The organism is Pseudomonas sp. Irchel s3a12 (genome assembly GCF_900187485.1).
In the GTDB taxonomy this organism is placed as follows: domain Bacteria; phylum Pseudomonadota; class Gammaproteobacteria; order Pseudomonadales; family Pseudomonadaceae; genus Aquipseudomonas; species Aquipseudomonas neuropathica.
Map to the genome: position 1 here is coordinate 278,688 of NZ_FYDN01000010.1, position 17,284 is coordinate 295,971.

Genomic DNA, 17,284 nt, shown 5'->3' on the forward strand with positions numbered 1-17,284 from the left:
GACCTTGTGGGAGCTGGCTTGCCAGCGATTGGGGGCAACCCGGTATCAAGCCTGGTGGCTGATCCGCCCATCCACCAAGGTGTAACGAACCACACCCGGCAAAGTGTGCCCAATGAACGGGCAGTTCTCACCCTTCGACAACCAGTTCTCACCGGCCACCGTCGAAGCCTGCGGATCGAACAACACGATATCCGCCGCACCACCTACCGCCAGTTTGCCGGCCGGCAGACGCAACGCTTCAGCCGGGCCTGCACTCAGACGCGCCAGCAAGGTCGGCAGATCCAGCAACCCATCCTCAACCAGCGTCATCGCCAGCGGCAGCAACAGTTCAACACTGCTGATGCCCGGCTCGGTCGCGCCGAACGGCGCCAGTTTGGCGTCGCGTTCGTGCGGCTGGTGATGGCTGGAAATCGCCGAGACCACACCGGACTTCACCGCTGCACGCAGGCCATCACGGTCAGCACGCGTACGCAGCGGCGGTTGCACGTGGTACAGGCTGCTGAAGTCGATCAGCGCTTCATCAGTCAGAATCAACTGATACAGCGCGACATCCGCCGTCACCTTCAAACCACGGGCCTGAGCCTGAGCAATCAGGGCAACACCGCGAGCACTGGTCAACTGACTGAAATGCGCACGTACGCCGGTCTGCTCAACCAGCAGCAGGTCACGGGCAAGGGCCACGGTTTCAGCGGTTTCTGGAATCCCCGGTAAGCCGAGGAAACTGGCGACAGCGCCTTCGTGAGCCAAGCCACCTTCAGCCAAGTCGTGATCCTGCGAATTGAAGATCACCGTCAGGTCGAAGGTCGCCGCGTATTCCAGTGCCCGGCACAGGGTGCGGGTGTTGCGGAAGCTCTCCAGACCGTTGCCGAACGCCACGCAACCAGCGTCGCGCAGCGCCACCAGTTCGGCCAGTTGCTCGCCGTCCAGGCCTTTGCTCAGCGCGCCAATCGGAAACACCTTGGTGTTGCCGGCCTCGCGAGCGCGATCGAGGATCAGCTCGGCCACGGCCGAGGTGTCGAGCACCGGTTTGGTCTTTGGCGGGCAGCACAGGCTGGTCACGCCGCCGGCCGCCGCAGCGCGGGTTTCGCTGATGATCGAACCTTTGCGGCTGTAGCCCGGCTCGCGCAGGGCAACGTTGAGGTCGACGAGGCCTGGAGCGGCGACGAGGCCTTGGGCGTCGATGGTTTCTACTGCGCTGAAACCGGCCGGGGCCGCGCCGAGGGCGACGATCTTGCAGGCTTCAACGTGAATGTCGGTGATTTGATCCAGGCCGCTGCTTGGATCGATGACGCGTGCGCCGAGAATGCTGAGCTTCACTGGGCGTTCTCCTGCTCGAATTGACGCTGCGCGGTTTGCCCGCTCATGGCCATGGACAACACAGCCATACGAATTGCGATGCCGTAGGTCACCTGATTGAGGATCACCGAGTGCGGGCCGTCGGCCACTGCGGACTCGATTTCCACCCCCCGGTTGATCGGCCCCGGGTGCATGACGATGCAATCGGGTTTGGCCCCGGCCAGACGCGCGGTGGTCAGGCCGAACAGTCGGTAGAACTCACCTTCGCTCGGCAACAGGCCGCCGGTCATGCGTTCACGCTGCAGGCGCAACATGATCACCACGTCGACGTCTTTCAGGCCTTCGGTCATGTCGGTGTAGACCTTCACGCCGTATTGCTCGATGCCGATCGGCAGCAGGGTCTTCGGCGCAATCACGCGGATGTCCGGGCAGCCGAGGGTCTTCAGCGCGAGCATGTTCGAGCGCGCAACCCGCGAGTGCAGGATGTCGCCAACGATGGCCACCGAGAGGTTTTCGAAACCGCCCTTGTGCCGACGGATGGTGAGCATGTCGAGCATGCCCTGCGTCGGGTGGGCGTGACGGCCGTCGCCGCCGTTGATGATTGCCACTTGCGGGCATACATGTTCGGCGATGAAGTGCGCGGCGCCGGAATCACCGTGGCGTACGACGAACATGTCGGCGGCCATGGCTTCGAGGTTGCGCAGGGTGTCGAGTAGGGTTTCACCTTTACTCGCCGACGAGGTCGACACGTTCAGGGTAATTACGTCTGCCGACAGCCGCTGGGCCGCCAGTTCGAAGGTGGTGCGGGTGCGCGTGGAGTTTTCGAAGAACACGTTGCACACGGTTTTGCCGCGCAGCAACGGGACTTTCTTCACCGCCCGGGCACCGACTTCGAGGAACGAGTCGGCGGTGTCGAGGATTTCCGTCAGCAACTCGCGGCGCAGGCCGTCGAGCGAGAGGAAGTGGCGCAGCTGGCCCTGATCATTGAGCTGCAGCGGGCGCTTGGTATCTAGAGGCGTCATCGCGAAGGGGACTCTCAATAGGGCGGATTAAAGGTTGAAGTCTTGCAGTTCGAGCGTCAGCGGCTCGGGGCCGGACAGCTTCACCCGTTCATGTGCGGCCAGCGACAGCGTCGCGCCAACCACGTTCGGGCGGATCGGCAGCTCGCCGGCGTCGAGGTCCAGCAGGCAGACCAGGGTCACGCTGGCCGGGCGGCCGTAGTCGAACAATTCGTTCATGGCGGCGCGGATGGTACGGCCGCTCATCAATACGTCGTCGATCAGCACCAGATGCTGGCCTTCGATCTCGAAGGGCAGGGCGGACGGGCGCACTTGCGGGTGCAGGCCGTTCTGGCTGAAGTCGTCGCGGTAGAAGGAAACATCCAGCGTGCCCAGTGGCGCATCGCTGCCCAGTTCCTTGAGCAAGGCCTGCGCGACCCAGATGCCGCCAGTGCGAATGCCGATGTAACGCGGTTCAGTGATTTCACGCTGGGCAAGGTGCGCCTTGAGGCGGGTCGCCATCTGGCTGATCAGATCGGCGGGATTTGGCAGGCTCATGGTTGCTCCTTGTTGGGGGCGAGTCGGGTCCTCGGACGCGACTCGGTTTTTCACTCAAAAGAAAAGCGCCGAAGCGCTTGTCAGGATTCAAACAATGCAGTGTTTTCATCGAGCCAGCCCTGCAACAGCAGAGCGGCGGCGATGGCGTCCACCGGGTTGTCGCGGTAACTGCCTTTTTGACCGCCACGGGCCAGTCGCTCGCCTTTGGCTTCAAACGTGGTCAGGCGTTCGTCGTGGGTATAGAAGGGCAGATTGAAGCGGCCATTGAGGCGGCGGGCAAACTTTTCCGCGCGTACGCACATATCGCTCGGGGTGCCGTCCATGTTCAGCGGCAGTCCGACAACAACGGCATCGGGTTTCCATTCTTTTATAAGGGCTTCGACCTGGTTCCAGTCCGGCACGCCGTTCTGTGCCTTCAAGGTGCACAGCTCACGGGCCTGGCCGGTAATCACCTGGCCGACCGCGACGCCGATCTGTTTGGTGCCGTAGTCGAAGCCGAGAATCAGGCGCAGGGCCATCAGGCGTGACCTGCCTGGCTGGTCAGCAGGCTGAGGTTGATCCCCAGGTGCCGGGCCGCCGCTTCCAGACGCAATTCGCTGCTGGTGTTGAACAGGATGTCGGCGTCATACGGGCAGTTCAGCCAGGCGTTGTCGGCGAGTTCCGCTTCCAGTTGCCCGGCTTCCCAACCGGCGTAACCGAGGGCAATCAGGCTTTTTGCTGGGCCGACGCCGTCAGCGATGGCGAACAGCACGTCCTGCGAGGTCGAGAGGGCCAGATCACCCTCCAATTGCGCGGTGGCCAGAAAGGTCTTGCCCGCCGGGTGCAGAACAAAACCGCGATCGGTCTGCACCGGGCCGCCAATGAAGATCGGCACATGCTGGCAGAGTGCTGGCGGGTCAATGTCCGGACGTAATTGCTCAAGGATGTCGGCCAGATTCAGCTCTTGCGGCCGGTTGACCACAATCCCCATAGCGCCATTGGCCGTGTGCTCGACGATGTAGGTCAAGGTGTGGGCAAAGTTCGGGTCGGCCATGTGTGGCATGGCGATCAGGAATTGATGCTTGAGGTAGCTGGGGCTGACGTTTTTCATGTGCGCTAGTGTGGCGTTCGGGGGGCAAACTGACAAGCTGGAGATGCTGACAGCAACACAGATCCATTGTGGGAGTGAGCCTGCTCGCGATAGCGGTGTGCCAGAATCGAAATTGTTGACTGATACACCGCTATCGCGAGCAGGCTCACTCCTACAAGGGGTTGCGGTGTGTCAGTTGCTTGAGAGCTTGTCGCCCCGGGCAAATTTCCAGGTACGAATGATTTCCAGACGGTCGATGTCCGACAAGTCCCCGGTAAACGGCGCAAACGGTGCCGCCAGTCGGACAATGCGCTGCGCCGCCTGATCCAGCAGCGGCTGGCCGGAGGATTCCAGCACCAGCACTTCATACAGCGAACCGTCGCGGTTGATCGAGACCATCAGGCGCAAATTGCCGTAGATCTGCTTGCGCCGGGCTTCTTCGGGGTAATTGAGGTTGCCGATGCGCTCGACCTTCTTGCGCCAGTCGTCTTTGTACCAGGCACCCTTGTCGCGCATGGTCGACGCCGCGCTCAAACGGTGGATGCGCGGGCGCTTGGCGTACAGCTGTTGTTCCTTGGCCAGTTCGGCTTCAAGACTGGCGATGTCGCTGGACAGCTGTGAGCTGTCGAACTCCGGCGCGTCGACTGTCGGTTTGACTTCGGTTTTGGCTTCTTCTTTCTTGGTCGGCGCTTTTTTAGGTTTCGGCGCGACGGTGGTCACCGCAGCTTTGGGTGCGGCTTCCTGTACTTGCGGTTTGGCGGCCGGTGGCGGGGTGACTTTTTTGACCTGATTGTCTTGGAACGGCGCCACCTCAGTGGTCTTCGGAATCGCCTTCTTGTCCAGCGTGCCGCTGCCTTCCTGATGCTGTTGAGCAAGAAAGTCAGCCTTCTCCGGCTTCTTTTCGCTCTTGAAGGTGGCGAGGGTGATTTCCAGGGTTTTGCTGATTTGCTTGGGCTCGACCATCGTGAAGCCGACGCCGAGCAGCAGCGCCAAATGGATCAGCGCCGCGAGAAACAGGGTAAAACCGAGGCGATCGGCCGGGCGCACGCCACGGTGGGCGAGTTCTGCGGGCAGATCGGACGGGAGGGTCATGACAAGAAAACCAACATCGCGTTTTTCAGAGGCTGCGCATGATAACGCAATGTTGGTTTCACGCCTTGGGCTTCACGCTTCAAGCGACAGACTGCATGTGACGTGCATCAAGCTTGTGGCTTTTTGCCGGCGGCTTGCAGCTTCTTGGCGATGGCGTCCATCAGCATGCCGCCGATATCAGTGCCAAACGCATTGTCGATTTCACGGATGCAGGTCGGGCTGGTGACGTTGATTTCGGTGAGGCTTTCGCCGATCACATCGAGGCCAACGAACAGCAGGCCTTTCTCACGCAACGTCGGGCCGACCTGCGCGGCGATCCAGCGATCCTTGTCGGTCAGCGGGCGCGCTTCACCACGGCCACCGGCAGCCAGGTTGCCACGGGTTTCGCCCTGCGCCGGAATCCGTGCCAGGCAGTAATCCACCGGCTCGCCGTCGATCATCAGGATGCGTTTGTCACCGTCCTTGATCGCCGGCAGGTAGGCCTGGCCCATGATCTGCTGGCCACCGAGGGCGGTCAGGGTTTCCAGAATCACCGACAGGTTCGGGTCACCGGCACGGTGACGGAAAATCGAAGTACCGCCCATGCCGTCCAGCGGCTTGAGGATCACGTCACCGTGTTTCGCGGCGAACTCACGCAGCACGTCAGCGCGACGGCTGACGATGGTTGGCGGCGTGCACTGCGGGAACAGCGTGGCGAACAGTTTTTCATTGCAGTCGCGCAGGCTCTGCGGTTTGTTCACCACCAGCACGCCAGCGGTTTCGGCCTGTTCGAGCAGGTAGGTGGAGTAGACGAACTCCATGTCGAACGGCGGATCCTTGCGCATCAGGATCACGTCCAGATCGCTCAGCAGGTTGTCCTGTTCGGCGTCCAGTTCGAACCATTTTTCCGGGTTGGCAAAGACTTTCAGCGGCTTCATGCGCGCCCGGGCCTGACCTTCGCCCTGATACAGGTCGCGCTGCTCCATATAGAACAGTTCCCAGCCACGCTTCTGCGCGGCCAGCAGCATGGCCAGCGAGCTATCCTTTTTATAGGAGATGCTGGCGATAGGGTCCATGACAATCCCGACGCGAACGCTCATTGGGTTTTCCTCGAAAATTGGCTACCGGATCGGTATTGAAAAAGTGCCGCCAGAGTGGCGCCGGGCGGGTTTTCGGTCAAGGAAAAACCCGTCGATAGATTGCATCTGGAGACTGTGCTAAAAAGGCTGGCGTAGCGTGCTGGCCCTTGAACATCAAGGGTTTCGAGCCATTGATAACCGCAAAACGGACAAATTGATTCGCAAAGGCGACGGTAGAGCCCTCTTATGGAACAGCAGTCCAGCGCCTTGAAGGTCATGGTGATCGACGACTCGAAAACGATTCGTCGCACCGCCGAAACATTGTTGAAGAATGTCGGTTGCGAAGTGATCACGGCGATCGACGGTTTCGACGCCCTGGCGAAGATCGCCGACAACCATCCCGGGATCATTTTTGTCGACATCATGATGCCGCGTCTGGATGGTTATCAGACCTGCGCTTTAATCAAGAACAACAGCGCGTTCAAGGCCACACCGGTGATCATGCTGTCATCGCGTGACGGGCTGTTCGACAAGGCCAAGGGGCGGATTGTCGGTTCTGATCAATTTTTGACCAAGCCTTTCAGCAAGGAAGAACTGCTCAACGCGATTCAGGCCCATGTTCCGGGCTTCGCCGCCGTTTTGCCGCAGTAAGACACGTACAGAGATACGCGGCCAGCGGGCCGCGCGTCGACAAGAAAATGGGGAAAACCATGGCACGTATCCTGATCGTCGATGATTCGCCGACTGAAATGTACAAACTCACCGGCATGCTCGAAAAGCACGGCCATGAAGTGTTGAAGGCCGAAAACGGCGCCGACGGCGTGGCTCTGGCCCGGCAGGAAAAACCCGACGCGGTACTGATGGACATCGTCATGCCCGGCCTCAATGGTTTCCAGGCGACCCGTCAGCTGACCAAAGACCCGGAAACCGGACATATCCCGGTGATCATCATTACCACCAAGGATCAGGAAACCGACAAGGTCTGGGGCACCCGCCAGGGCGCCAAGGATTACCTGACCAAACCGGTCGACGAAGACACCCTGATCAAGACCCTGAACAACGTGCTCGAAGGCTGATCGCGCAACCATGAGCGAATCGCTGACCGCGTTCGAACTGCTCTGGCAGATTGACCAGCGCTGCCGCTTGCTGGCGGCGGACCTGCCGTCGCAACCGGCGCGCCAGGATCGCTGGAGCGGCATCGGCTTTCGCCTCGGCGAGCATTGGTATGTGGCGCCGATGGGCGAAGTCAGCGAAGTGCTGCATGAACCGCGATTTACCCAGTTACCCGGGGTCAAGCCGTGGGTCAAAGGCGTGGCTAACCTGCGCGGGCGGTTGCTGCCGATCATGGATCTGTGCGGTTTCTTCGGCCATGAACTGTCGCCGTTGCGTAAACAGCGGCGGGTATTGGTGGTCGAGCATGTCGATGTGTTTGCCGGGCTGATGGTCGATGAAGTCATCGGCCTGCAGCACTTTGAGCAGAACAGCTTTGAACCGCTATCGATCAGCAAACGCCAGGGCTCGAAGGCCGAGTTCGTCAAAGGCTATTTCCGGCGCGAGCAGAACTGGCGGGTGTTCAGCCTGTTTGCGCTGGCCAAATCCCCGGTGTTCATGAGCGTTGCGATATAACAGATTCAACACCGTCCCCTGTGGGAGCGAGCCTGCTCGCGAAGAGGGCGTGTCAGGCAAGATAAATATTGGCTGACCCAGCGCTTTCGCGAGCAGGCTCGCTCCCACAGGGATTGCAGCAGGCCTCAAAGGTGTGGGTTAAGGGCGAGGACCGATGACAAAAGCAAAAACAGGCAAGCCGGCGGAAGGATCGCGCAGTCGCTCGCAGATCATCGTGCTGTTCATCGCACTGATCGTGTTCATCATGCTGCTGTTCGCCAACTTCGCGTACCTCAACACCCAAGCGAACTACGACAAACAGTACATCGGCCACGCCGGTGAGCTGCGCGTGCTCTCGCAACGCATTGCCAAGAACGCCACCGAAGCCGCCGCTGGCAAGGCTGCCGCGTTCAAGTTGCTCAGCGATGCGCGCAACGATTTCGCCCAGCGCTGGGGTTATCTGAAAAAGGGCGACCCGGCCACCGGCCTGCCGCCGGCACCCGCCACCGTACGCCCGGAAATGCGCGCTGTGCAGCTGGATTGGGAGCGCCTGCTGAAAAACACCGACGCGATTCTTTCCAGCGAGCAGACCGTGCTGTCGCTGCATCAGGTCGCCGCGACCCTGGCCGAAACCGTGCCGCAGTTGCAGATCGAATACGAAAAAGTCGTCGAAATCCTCCTCCAGCGCGGTGCCCCGGCCGCGCAAGTGGCGATGGCCCAGCGTCAATCGCTGCTCGCCGAACGTATCCTCGGCGCGGTCAACACCGTGCTCGCCGGCGACGAAAACTCCCAGCAAGCCGCCGATGCCTTTGGCCGCGACGCCACCCGCTTCGGCCAAGTGCTCAATGGCATGCTGCAAGGCAACCCGGCGTTGAAAATCAGCCAGGTCGAAGACCGCGACGCCCGTGCGCGTTTGAGCGAAATCTCCGAGCTGTTCCAATTCGTTTCCGGCTCGGTGGATGAAATCCTCGAAACATCGCCGGAGCTGTTCAAGGTTCGTGAATCGGCGAGCAATATCTTCAGCCTCTCGCAAACCCTGCTCGACGAAGCCTCGCACTTGGCCACTCGCTTCGAGAACCTTGCCGGTGGGCGCAACACTGACACCATCGGCGGTTACGTCCTCGGTTTGCTGGCGCTGGCCTCAATCATACTCATCGGTCTGGTCATGGTTCGCGAAACAAATCGCCAGTTGCGCGAAACCGCCGAGAAGAACGAGCGCAACCAGAACGCGATCATGCGTCTGCTCGATGAAATCGAAGACCTCGCCGACGGCGACCTCACCGTGACCGCTTCGGTGACGGAAGACTTCACCGGCACCATCGCCGACTCGATCAACTATTCCGTCGATCAGTTGCGCGATCTGGTCGCCACCATCAACCTTACCGCCGGCCAGGTCGCCGCAGCGGTGCAGGAAACCCAGGCCACCGCCATGCATCTGGCCCAGGCTTCGGAGCATCAGGCCCAGCAGATTTCCGAAGCCTCGACCGCGATCAGCGACATGGCCGAATCCATCGATCAGGTCTCGGCCAACGCCGCCGAGTCTTCTGCGGTAGCGGAGCGTTCGGTGGAAATCGCCAACAAGGGCAACGAGGTGGTGCACAACACCATCCACGGCATGGACAACATTCGCGAACAGATTCAGGACACCGCCAAACGCATCAAGCGTCTCGGCGAGTCGTCGCAGGAAATCGGTGACATCGTCAGCCTGATCGACGACATCGCCGACCAGACCAACATCCTCGCCCTCAACGCGGCGATTCAGGCGTCGATGGCCGGTGATGCCGGGCGCGGTTTCGCCGTGGTCGCCGATGAAGTGCAGCGGCTGGCCGAACGCTCGTCCGCCGCCACACGGCAGATCGAAACCCTGGTGCGGGCGATTCAGACCGACACCAACGAAGCGGTCATCTCGATGGAACAAACCACTACCGAGGTGGTGCGTGGCGCGCGACTGGCGCAGGATGCCGGTGTGGCCCTGGAAGAAATCGAAGGCGTGTCGAAGACCCTCGCGGCGCTGATTCAAAGCATCTCCAATGCAGCGCAGCAGCAGACGACTTCGGCCGGGCAGATCTCGCTGACGATGAACGTGATCCAGCAGATCACCTCGCAGACCTCGTCCGGCTCCACGGCCACCGCCGAGAGCATCGGCAACCTGACGAAAATGGCCAGTCAGCTACGGCGTTCGGTGTCCGGTTTCACCTTGCCGGCGGCGACAGATAAAGCGTGAGTGGAGTGGTTATGGGTGATCGGCACGACTATGTGGCCCTCGAATGGGTCAAAGGCGAAATTGCCGAAACGCTGAAACAGGCGCATCAAGCAATTGAAGCCGTGCTCGACGACCCGCAAGCCTTTCCCGGGCTGGACGAGTGCCTGGATTACATCCATCAGGTCCACGGCAGTTTGCAGATGGTCGAGTTCTACGGCGCAGCCTTGCTCGCCGAAGAAATGGAACATCTGGTCGAAGCCTTGCAGCACGAGCGCGTCAGCCATCGCGACGAAGCCCTGCACCTGTTGCTGCAAGCCCTTGGGCAATTGCCGATTTACCTCGACCGCGTGCAGAGCGCCCGGAGAGATTTGCCGTTGGTGGTGCTGCCGCTGATCAACGATCTGCGCAGCGCCCGTGGCGAAAGCCTGCTCTCGGAAACCAGCCTGTTCAGCCCGCAATTGCCCGAACTGGCACCGCTAAACGTAGAAGCGTTGGCACTGCTGGAGCCGGCAGAACTGCCGAACGTACTGCGCAAATTACGCCAGATGCTGCAAATGGCTTTGGTCGGTTTGCTGCGTGAACAGGATGACCAGACCCACCTCGGTTATCTGGCCAAAGTCTTCACCCGCCTCGAAGCGCTGAGCGGTGATTCGCCGCTGAGCCCGCTGTGGCAAGTCGCCTCGGCGCTGGTCGAAGGCATGCGCGAGGGCGTGATCGCCAACAGCCCGGCGCTGCGCAGCCTGTTCAAGGACGCCGACAAAGAACTCAAACGCCTGCTCGATCAGGGCATGGCTGGCCTCAATCAGCCGGCGCCTGCCGAGCTGCTGAAAAGCCTGTTGTTCTATATTGCCAAAGCCGAACATCCCACCGGGCAGATGCTGACCATGAAAGACCGCTACTCCCTGGACGACGCGTTGCCCGACAGCGCGATGGTCGACGAAGAACGCGCGCGCCTGGCCGGCCCCGACCGCGATGCGATGCGCTCGGTGCTGTCGGCGTTGTGTGAAGAACTGGTGCGGGTCAAGGAGCGCCTCGACCTGTTCGTGCGTAGCGACCGTCAGCACACCTCGGATCTGGAAAGCCTGCTCGCACCGCTGCGACAGATTGCCGACACCCTCGCGGTGCTCGGTTTCGGCCAGCCGCGCAAAGTGATCATCGATCAATTAGCTGTCGTGCTCAGCCTCGCCCAGGGCCAGCGCGAACCGAATGACGCGATCCTCATGGACGTTGCCGGTGCGCTGCTTTACGTCGAAGCGACGCTGGCCGGGATGGTCGGCACCGTCGAGCCGGAAAGCCCGGAAGATTCGCGCCTGCCGACCACCGACCTGACGCAGATCCATCAGATCGTGATCAAGGAAGCGCGCATCTGCCTGCAACAGGCCAAGGACATGATCGTCGACTACATCGACGCCGATTGGGATCGCCAGCATCTGCAACCGTTGCCGGCGCTGCTGACCCAGGTGCGCGGGGCACTGGCGATGATTCCGTTGAGCCGCGCGGCAAGTCTGGTCGAGGCGTGCAACGGGTTTATCCGCGAACATCTGTTGCTTGATCCGCACGAACCGGGTTGGGAAGAGCTGGATCATCTGGCCGATGTCATCAGCAGCCTCGAGTATTACCTCGAACGTCTGAGCGACGATCCGCAGGCGCCGAGCGAGCAGTTGCTGGATGTCGCGCAGAAGTCCCTTGCGAGTCTGGGTTTCATTCCAAATGAGCCGCATGTGCCCGTGCTCGAAGACGTGCTCAGCCCCAGCGAAGCGCTGGTGATGCAGGACATGCAAGCGCTCGATGACCCGGAAACCGTGCAGTCGCTGGCCGATGTTCTGGCCAGCCCGGTTTCGGCGCTCAACCCGCCAGCGCTGATCACCCCCGGCAGCCTGATGCCGCCGCCGGCCGATGAAGAACCGGTCGACGATGAGCTGCGCGAGGTGTTCCTCGAAGAGACCGACGAGGTCCTCGAAGTTCTCCACGAATACCTGCCGCGCTGGTCGGCCAATCCGCAGGATCGTGATGCGCTGACCGAACTGCGCCGCGCCTTCCACACCTTGAAAGGCAGCGGGCGCATGGTCCGCGCGCTGATCCTCGGTGAACTGGCCTGGGCGGTGGAAAACCTGCTCAACCGTGTGCTCGAACAAAGTGTCGAACCGGGCTCAGTGGTGCAGCAAGTGCTGACCGACACCGTGCTGTTGCTGCCCGAGTTGATCAGCGAATTCGCCACTAGTAACCAGCGCCAGCGCGGCGATGTCGATCAGCTCGCGGCCCGTGCTCACGCCTTGGCCAAAGGTGACGAGCCATTGGCCGCCGAAGACGTGGACGATGTCGCGGCGCTCGATCCGCTGTTGCTGGAAATCTTCCGCAAAGAAGCCGAGACGCACCTTGCCAGCCTCAACCGTTTCCTCGATCAGGCCGCCGAGCATGTGCCGCTGCAGGCCAGCGACGAACTGCAGCGCGCTTTGCACACGCTCAAGGGCAGCGCCTCGATGGCCGGCGTATTGCCGATTGCCGAACTCGCTGCACCGCTCGATCAACTGGCCCGCGAGTTCAAGGCGCACCAGTTGCCGCTGGACCTCGACGAAGTGGAGTTGCTACTTGAAGCCGAGGGCCTGTTCCGTGTCGGCCTGCGTCAGCTCAAGCATGATCCGCTGGCGCCGATTGTCGGTGCGCAGTCGCTGATCAAGCGCTCGGGAACCCTGCTCGCCGAGCGTCTGGCCTCGATCCTCGATGCGCCCAATACCGGCCTGCGGATCAAGCGCGATCCGCAACTGATCAATAACTTCCTCGCTCAAGGCATGGACATCCTGCTGGATGCTGAGAGCCTGCTACAGCGCTGGCAGCAACACCCCGGCGAGCGTCAGGAACTCAGCGCCTTGCTGGATGAACTGACCACCCTTGGCGAAGGCGCGCATTTGGCGGATTTGCTGCCGGTGGATGTGTTGTGCGAAGCCTTGCTCGATCTCTACGGCGCCGTGGAAGAAAGCAGCCTGGCGGTCAGCGAGCAGTTTTTCCAGGAAGCGCAGAACGCCCACGAAGCGCTGATCAACATGCTCGACGAACTGGCCGCCGGGCAGGAAGTCACGCCGCAGCCAGAGCGGATTCGGGCGTTGCATGATCTGCTCGATCAGAGCCTCGATCCTTCTTCCATGGGCCTGATTCGCAGCGATGGCAGCCGCACCCTGAGCATCCGTGAACTGGGCAGCGCCACCGCTGAGTTGCAGCAAAAGGCAACGGCGCTTGAACACGATGACGAGATTGTCGGGATCTTCCTTGAAGAAGCGGTCGATATTCTCGACAGCTCAGGCCAGGCCTTGCAGCGCTGGTTGAGCGACCCGGACAATGCCGCGCCGCTGTCCTCGTTGCAGCGCGATTTGCACACCCTCAAGGGCGGCGCGCGGATGGCCGAAGTCGAGGCCATTGGCGATCTGGCTCAGGAGCTGGAAAGCTTTTACGAAGGCTTGGTGGATCGTCGCTACAACTACAGCGAAAGCTTGGGGCGCTTGTTGCTCAAGAGTCATGAGCGTTTGGCGCTGCTGCTTGAACAACTGCAACAGCATCAGCCACTGACCCCGGCACAGGATCTGATCGACGTTATCCGTCAGGTCCGCCAAGGCCAGAATGTTGCCGAAACTCCGCCAGCAACAGCCGGGCACGACAGCGCTGGCCACGATCCCGAGTTGCTGGAAATCTTCCTCGAAGAAGGTTTCGACATCATCGAAAACTCCGGCGCCGCGCTGCTGCGCTGGCAGGCCGAGCCGGGCAATCGTCAGGAAGTGGAAACCCTGCTGCGCGATCTGCACACCCTCAAGGGTGGCGCGCGGATGGTCGAGATCGGCCCGATCGGCGACCTCGCGCATGAGCTGGAATACCTTTACGAAAGTCTTTCCAGCGGCGCTTTGCAGCCGTCGGCGGAGCTGTTTGCGCTGGTGCAGCGCGGGCATGATCGCTTGGCGCAAATGCTCGATGGCGTGCGCGCCGGGCAACCGTGTCCGCCGGCTGATCGGCTGATCAATGCGATCCAGAATTTCAGCCATCCGGTGACGGTAGAAACGCCGCCAGTGCTACCTGTGCCGGTCAAGACTGACGTTGCGCCGCCAGCTGCCGACGCTGGCGCGGACATGGTCAAAGTCTCCGCCGAACTGCTCGATGAGTTGGTCAATCTGGCCGGGGAAACCTCGATCTTCCGTGGCCGTATCGAACAGCAGGTCAACGACGCGCAGATCGCGCTGAACGAGATGGAAACCACCATCGAACGGATGCGCGATCAGTTGCGCCGCCTCGACACTGAAACTCAGGGGCGGATTCTCAGCCGCCAGCAAGTCGATGCCGAACGTCTCGGCTATGAAGAATTCGATCCGCTGGAAATGGACCGCCATTCGCAGTTGCAGCAACTGTCGCGGGCGCTGTTCGAATCCGCCTCTGACTTGCTCGACCTCAAGGAAACCCTCGACCGCCGTAATCACGACGCCGAGAACCTGTTGCAGCAACAGGGCCGCATCAACACCGAATTGCAGGAAGGCTTGATGCGTACGCGCATGGTGCCGTTCGAACGGATGTTGCCGCGTTTGAAACGCATCGTCCGCCAGGTCGCTGAAGAGCTGAACAAAGACGTCGCGTTTGTCGTCGGCAACGCCGAAGGCGAGATGGATCGCAATGTGCTGGAGCGCATGGCTGCGCCGCTGGAACACATGCTGCGCAATGCCGTCGATCATGGTCTGGAGTCCGCCGAGGTGCGGCTGGCGGCGGGTAAACCGGCGCAGGGCACGATAAGCCTGGACCTGTCCCGCGAGGGCGGCGACATCGTTTTCGACATTCGCGATGACGGCGCCGGGGTGCCACTGGAAGCGGTGCGGCGCAAGGCGATCAAGCGCGGCATGCTCGCGCCGGATGCCGAGATCAGCGACCGCGACGTGTTGCAGTTCATCCTTCAGCCGGGGTTTTCCACGGCGGAAAAGATCACGCAGATTTCCGGACGTGGCGTCGGCATGGACGTGGTGCACGAAGAAGTGCGGCAACTCGGCGGCAGCATGAGCATCGACTCGGTGCCGGGGCAGGGCGTGCATTTCCGCATTCGGCTGCCGTTCACCGTGTCGGTCAACCGCGCGTTGATGGTGCAGTGTGGCGAGGATCAATACGCGATTCCGCTGAACACCATCGAAGGCATCGTCCGCGTGTTGCCGAATGATCTGGAAGCTCACTTCCGGGTTGATCCGCCGCGCTATCAGTACGGCGGCCAGACCTATGAACTGTGCTACCTCGGCGAGCTGCTGAAAACTGCGCCACGACCGAAACTGCTGGGGCAGAACCTGCCGTTGCCGGTGCTGCTGGTGCACTACAACGACCGGCGCATCGCGGTGCTGGTCGATACCATGGCCGGCACCCGCGAGATTGTGGTCAAGAGTCTTGGCGCGCAATTCGCGGCGGTGCAGGGCGTGTCCGGGGCGACGATTCTTGGCGATGGCCGGGTGGTGCTGATTCTCGATTTGCTCGCACCGATTCGGGCGATGCAAGCGCGGGTTGCGCAGACACCGACGGTGCCGGAGATCGACAGCGAACCGCAGAAACCGCTGCTGGTGATGGTGGTCGACGACTCGGTCACCGTACGCAAGGTCACCAGCCGTTTGCTCGAACGTCACGGCATGAACGTGCTCACGGCCAAGGACGGTGTCGACGCCATGCTGCTGCTCGAAGAACACATGCCCGACCTGATGCTGCTCGACATCGAAATGCCGCGCATGGACGGCTTTGAAGTCGCCACCCAAGTGCGCAACGACGAACGCCTGCAACACCTGCCGATCATCATGATCACCTCACGTACCGGGCAGAAACACCGCGACCGCGCCATGGCGATTGGCGTCAACGACTACCTCGGCAAGCCGTATCAAGAGTCGGTGCTGCTTGAAAGCATTGCCCACTGGAGCAAGAAACATGCATGAGCGCCGGCATAATCAGCGCAGCAGCCAACTCACTGGTCTGTTGTTGCCGTTGGCGGATCGCAATTTGATCCTGCCTAACGTCGCTGTCGCTGAGTTGATCGATTACCAGGCCAGTGCCTTCGATCTGGACACGCCGCCGTGGTATCTCGGCAAGGTTACGTGGCGTGAGCGGCAGATTCCGTTGCTGAGTTTTGAATCGGCGTGCGGGCAGAAAATCGTCATTGGCGAGCGGGCGCGAATCGTGATTTTGAATGCCCTCGGTGGGTTGCCGGAGTTGAAGTTCATTGCCCTGCTGGTGCAGGGGATTCCGCGGTCGTACAAGCTTGATAGTCAGTTGAGTTATGTCGATGTGCCGTTGTGTGGGCTGGAGCAGGCGGCGGTGCAGGTCGGGGAGCAGGTGGCGAAGGTGCCGGATTTGTTGGGGTTGGAGAAGTTGTTGGTGGATGCTGGGCTGGTTCACTGATCCAGAATGTTCATTGGCCTGACTGGCCTCATCGCGAGCAGGCTCACTCCTACAGTTGGAATGCATTCCCCTGTAGGAGTGAGCCTGCTCGCGATAGCGCCTGCGGCATCCACCAAAATCCGACAGACAAATCCTCAATCTCTGTGCGCAATAAACGCCTTCTAGTCGCGTTGTTTAAAGACACCCGGTGTTACGGCTCCCTAGCCTACAAATCCTTGCGCCGCTGCCTACGCATGCACCAGAATCCGCCGGCTTGTGCGCCTTGGGCATGCTGCGTAACTTGATTCCGTCACTGATTTCCAGTGATCGGGTTTAGTAGCCCGTCATATTTGGGGCGTATAGCTCATCAGACAGTCAGGTACTCCATGCCTGCACTTTTTATGGTGGTTGTGCGCAGGGCGCTTCGGCGCGCCGGTTTCCCAGATCCCCGGTCTACTAACCTGCGCACAGCTGCCTCCACTTCTTTTAGTAGAGAAGCGGTGGCTAGCTCAAATGAGGATCTGGTAAATGTTCAAAGTAACGCCTAACCCGCCGGTCACCGACCCGGCATCCCCCTACGAATCCCCCGATTCAAAGAAATTCCACGAAGCCGCCGAGCGCGCCCTCGACCATTACCTCGGCCCGACCAACGCCGACCTCATGGCCACGCCTTACACCCCCAACACGCTGTACATGGCCAATCCCAAGGCCGACACCGAATCCTTGCTGGCCGACGCCAGTGAAACCCTCGGTTCGGCTACGGTCATGCTCAACAATCACGCGGCAACGGTGGACGGCACGCACCGCAAGACTGTGCAGGGTATTGCGCAGGTGGTGATGGTGGCGGAGATGGCTGTTAACCGTTTGTTGGATAGGTTGGTGCCGACGGAGTGACTTAAAAGCTGACCCTCACTGTAGAGACCGGTACATCCTTTACAAATTAGACCGGGGACATCGTTTACACCTTTACAGGCTTGAAACGCGTTTGGCGCCTCTTTCAAGCCTGCCTAAACAGTGGCTGCAAAGGTACAGT

The 17,284-nt window shown here is 60.9% G+C and carries 14 protein-coding genes; 7 read left to right on the forward strand and 7 right to left on the reverse strand.

From position 1 onward, the window contains the following. Positions 1 to 45: 45 nt before the first annotated feature. The 7 genes from CKW14_RS18805 to gshB form a co-directional block, all read right to left on the reverse strand. Complete coding sequence (locus CKW14_RS18805; RefSeq protein ID WP_095125844.1) at positions 46 to 1,317, reverse strand: dihydroorotase; 1,272 nt, start codon at positions 1,315 to 1,317, stop codon at positions 46 to 48. Continuing rightward, positions 1,314 to 2,318 carry an aspartate carbamoyltransferase catalytic subunit gene (locus tag CKW14_RS18810; protein ID WP_007913665.1) on the reverse strand — a complete coding sequence of 335 codons (1,005 nt, stop codon included), beginning with the start codon at positions 2,316 to 2,318 and terminating at the stop codon, positions 1,314 to 1,316. The genes CKW14_RS18805 and CKW14_RS18810 overlap by 4 nt, the downstream gene beginning before the upstream one ends. 27 nt (positions 2,319 to 2,345) lie before the next feature. Beyond that, positions 2,346 to 2,852 (reverse strand): bifunctional pyr operon transcriptional regulator/uracil phosphoribosyltransferase PyrR, encoded by a 507-nt coding sequence (gene pyrR, locus CKW14_RS18815; protein ID WP_034153653.1) that lies wholly within the window; start codon positions 2,850 to 2,852, stop codon positions 2,346 to 2,348. Positions 2,853 to 2,932: 80 nt separating this feature from the next. Then, positions 2,933 to 3,370 (reverse strand): Holliday junction resolvase RuvX, encoded by a 438-nt coding sequence (ruvX, locus tag CKW14_RS18820; protein ID WP_064589634.1) that lies wholly within the window; start codon positions 3,368 to 3,370, stop codon positions 2,933 to 2,935. Then, entirely contained in the window at positions 3,370 to 3,942 is a 573-nt protein-coding gene (locus tag CKW14_RS18825) for a YqgE/AlgH family protein (RefSeq protein ID WP_095049468.1), read from the reverse strand. Before CKW14_RS18825 ends, ruvX begins: the two co-directional genes overlap by 1 nt. Positions 3,943 to 4,113: 171 nt before the next feature. Then, positions 4,114 to 5,013 (reverse strand): energy transducer TonB, encoded by a 900-nt coding sequence (locus CKW14_RS18830; RefSeq protein ID WP_093429840.1) that lies wholly within the window; start codon positions 5,011 to 5,013, stop codon positions 4,114 to 4,116. Positions 5,014 to 5,120: 107 nt separating this feature from the next. Next, on the reverse strand, positions 5,121 to 6,092 hold the full coding sequence (gene gshB, locus CKW14_RS18835; RefSeq protein WP_007913671.1) for a glutathione synthase: 972 nt from the start codon (positions 6,090 to 6,092) through the stop codon (positions 5,121 to 5,123). Positions 6,093 to 6,317: 225 nt separating this feature from the next. Here gshB and pilG point away from each other — a divergent pair, with 225 nt between their 5' ends. The 7 genes from pilG to CKW14_RS18870 all read left to right on the forward strand — a co-directional run bounded on the left by pilG (position 6,318) and on the right by CKW14_RS18870 (position 17,145). Further along, entirely contained in the window at positions 6,318 to 6,722 is a 405-nt protein-coding gene (gene pilG, locus CKW14_RS18840) for a twitching motility response regulator PilG (protein WP_007913673.1), read from the forward strand. A gap of 59 nt (positions 6,723 to 6,781) precedes the next feature. Further along, positions 6,782 to 7,147, forward strand: a complete 366-nt coding sequence (pilH, locus tag CKW14_RS18845) for a twitching motility response regulator PilH (RefSeq protein WP_095125845.1) — start codon at positions 6,782 to 6,784, stop codon at positions 7,145 to 7,147. A 10-nt stretch (positions 7,148 to 7,157) separates the two neighbouring features. Continuing rightward, positions 7,158 to 7,697 (forward strand): chemotaxis protein CheW, encoded by a 540-nt coding sequence (locus tag CKW14_RS18850; RefSeq protein ID WP_095125846.1) that lies wholly within the window; start codon positions 7,158 to 7,160, stop codon positions 7,695 to 7,697. A gap of 154 nt (positions 7,698 to 7,851) precedes the next feature. Beyond that, positions 7,852 to 9,900, forward strand: a complete 2,049-nt coding sequence (locus CKW14_RS18855) for a methyl-accepting chemotaxis protein (protein ID WP_007913676.1) — start codon at positions 7,852 to 7,854, stop codon at positions 9,898 to 9,900. An 11-nt stretch (positions 9,901 to 9,911) separates the two neighbouring features. Continuing rightward, positions 9,912 to 15,809, forward strand: a complete 5,898-nt coding sequence (locus tag CKW14_RS18860; protein ID WP_095125847.1) for an Hpt domain-containing protein — start codon at positions 9,912 to 9,914, stop codon at positions 15,807 to 15,809. Next, the gene (locus tag CKW14_RS18865; RefSeq protein WP_095049473.1) at positions 15,802 to 16,272 is read left to right on the forward strand and encodes a chemotaxis protein CheW; all 471 of its coding nucleotides are present in this window, start codon (positions 15,802 to 15,804) and stop codon (positions 16,270 to 16,272) included. The genes CKW14_RS18860 and CKW14_RS18865 overlap by 8 nt, the downstream gene beginning before the upstream one ends. Before the next feature lie 507 nt (positions 16,273 to 16,779). Further along, on the forward strand, positions 16,780 to 17,145 hold the full coding sequence (locus CKW14_RS18870) for a DUF6124 family protein (protein ID WP_095125848.1): 366 nt from the start codon (positions 16,780 to 16,782) through the stop codon (positions 17,143 to 17,145). Positions 17,146 to 17,284: the final 139 nt, after the last annotated feature.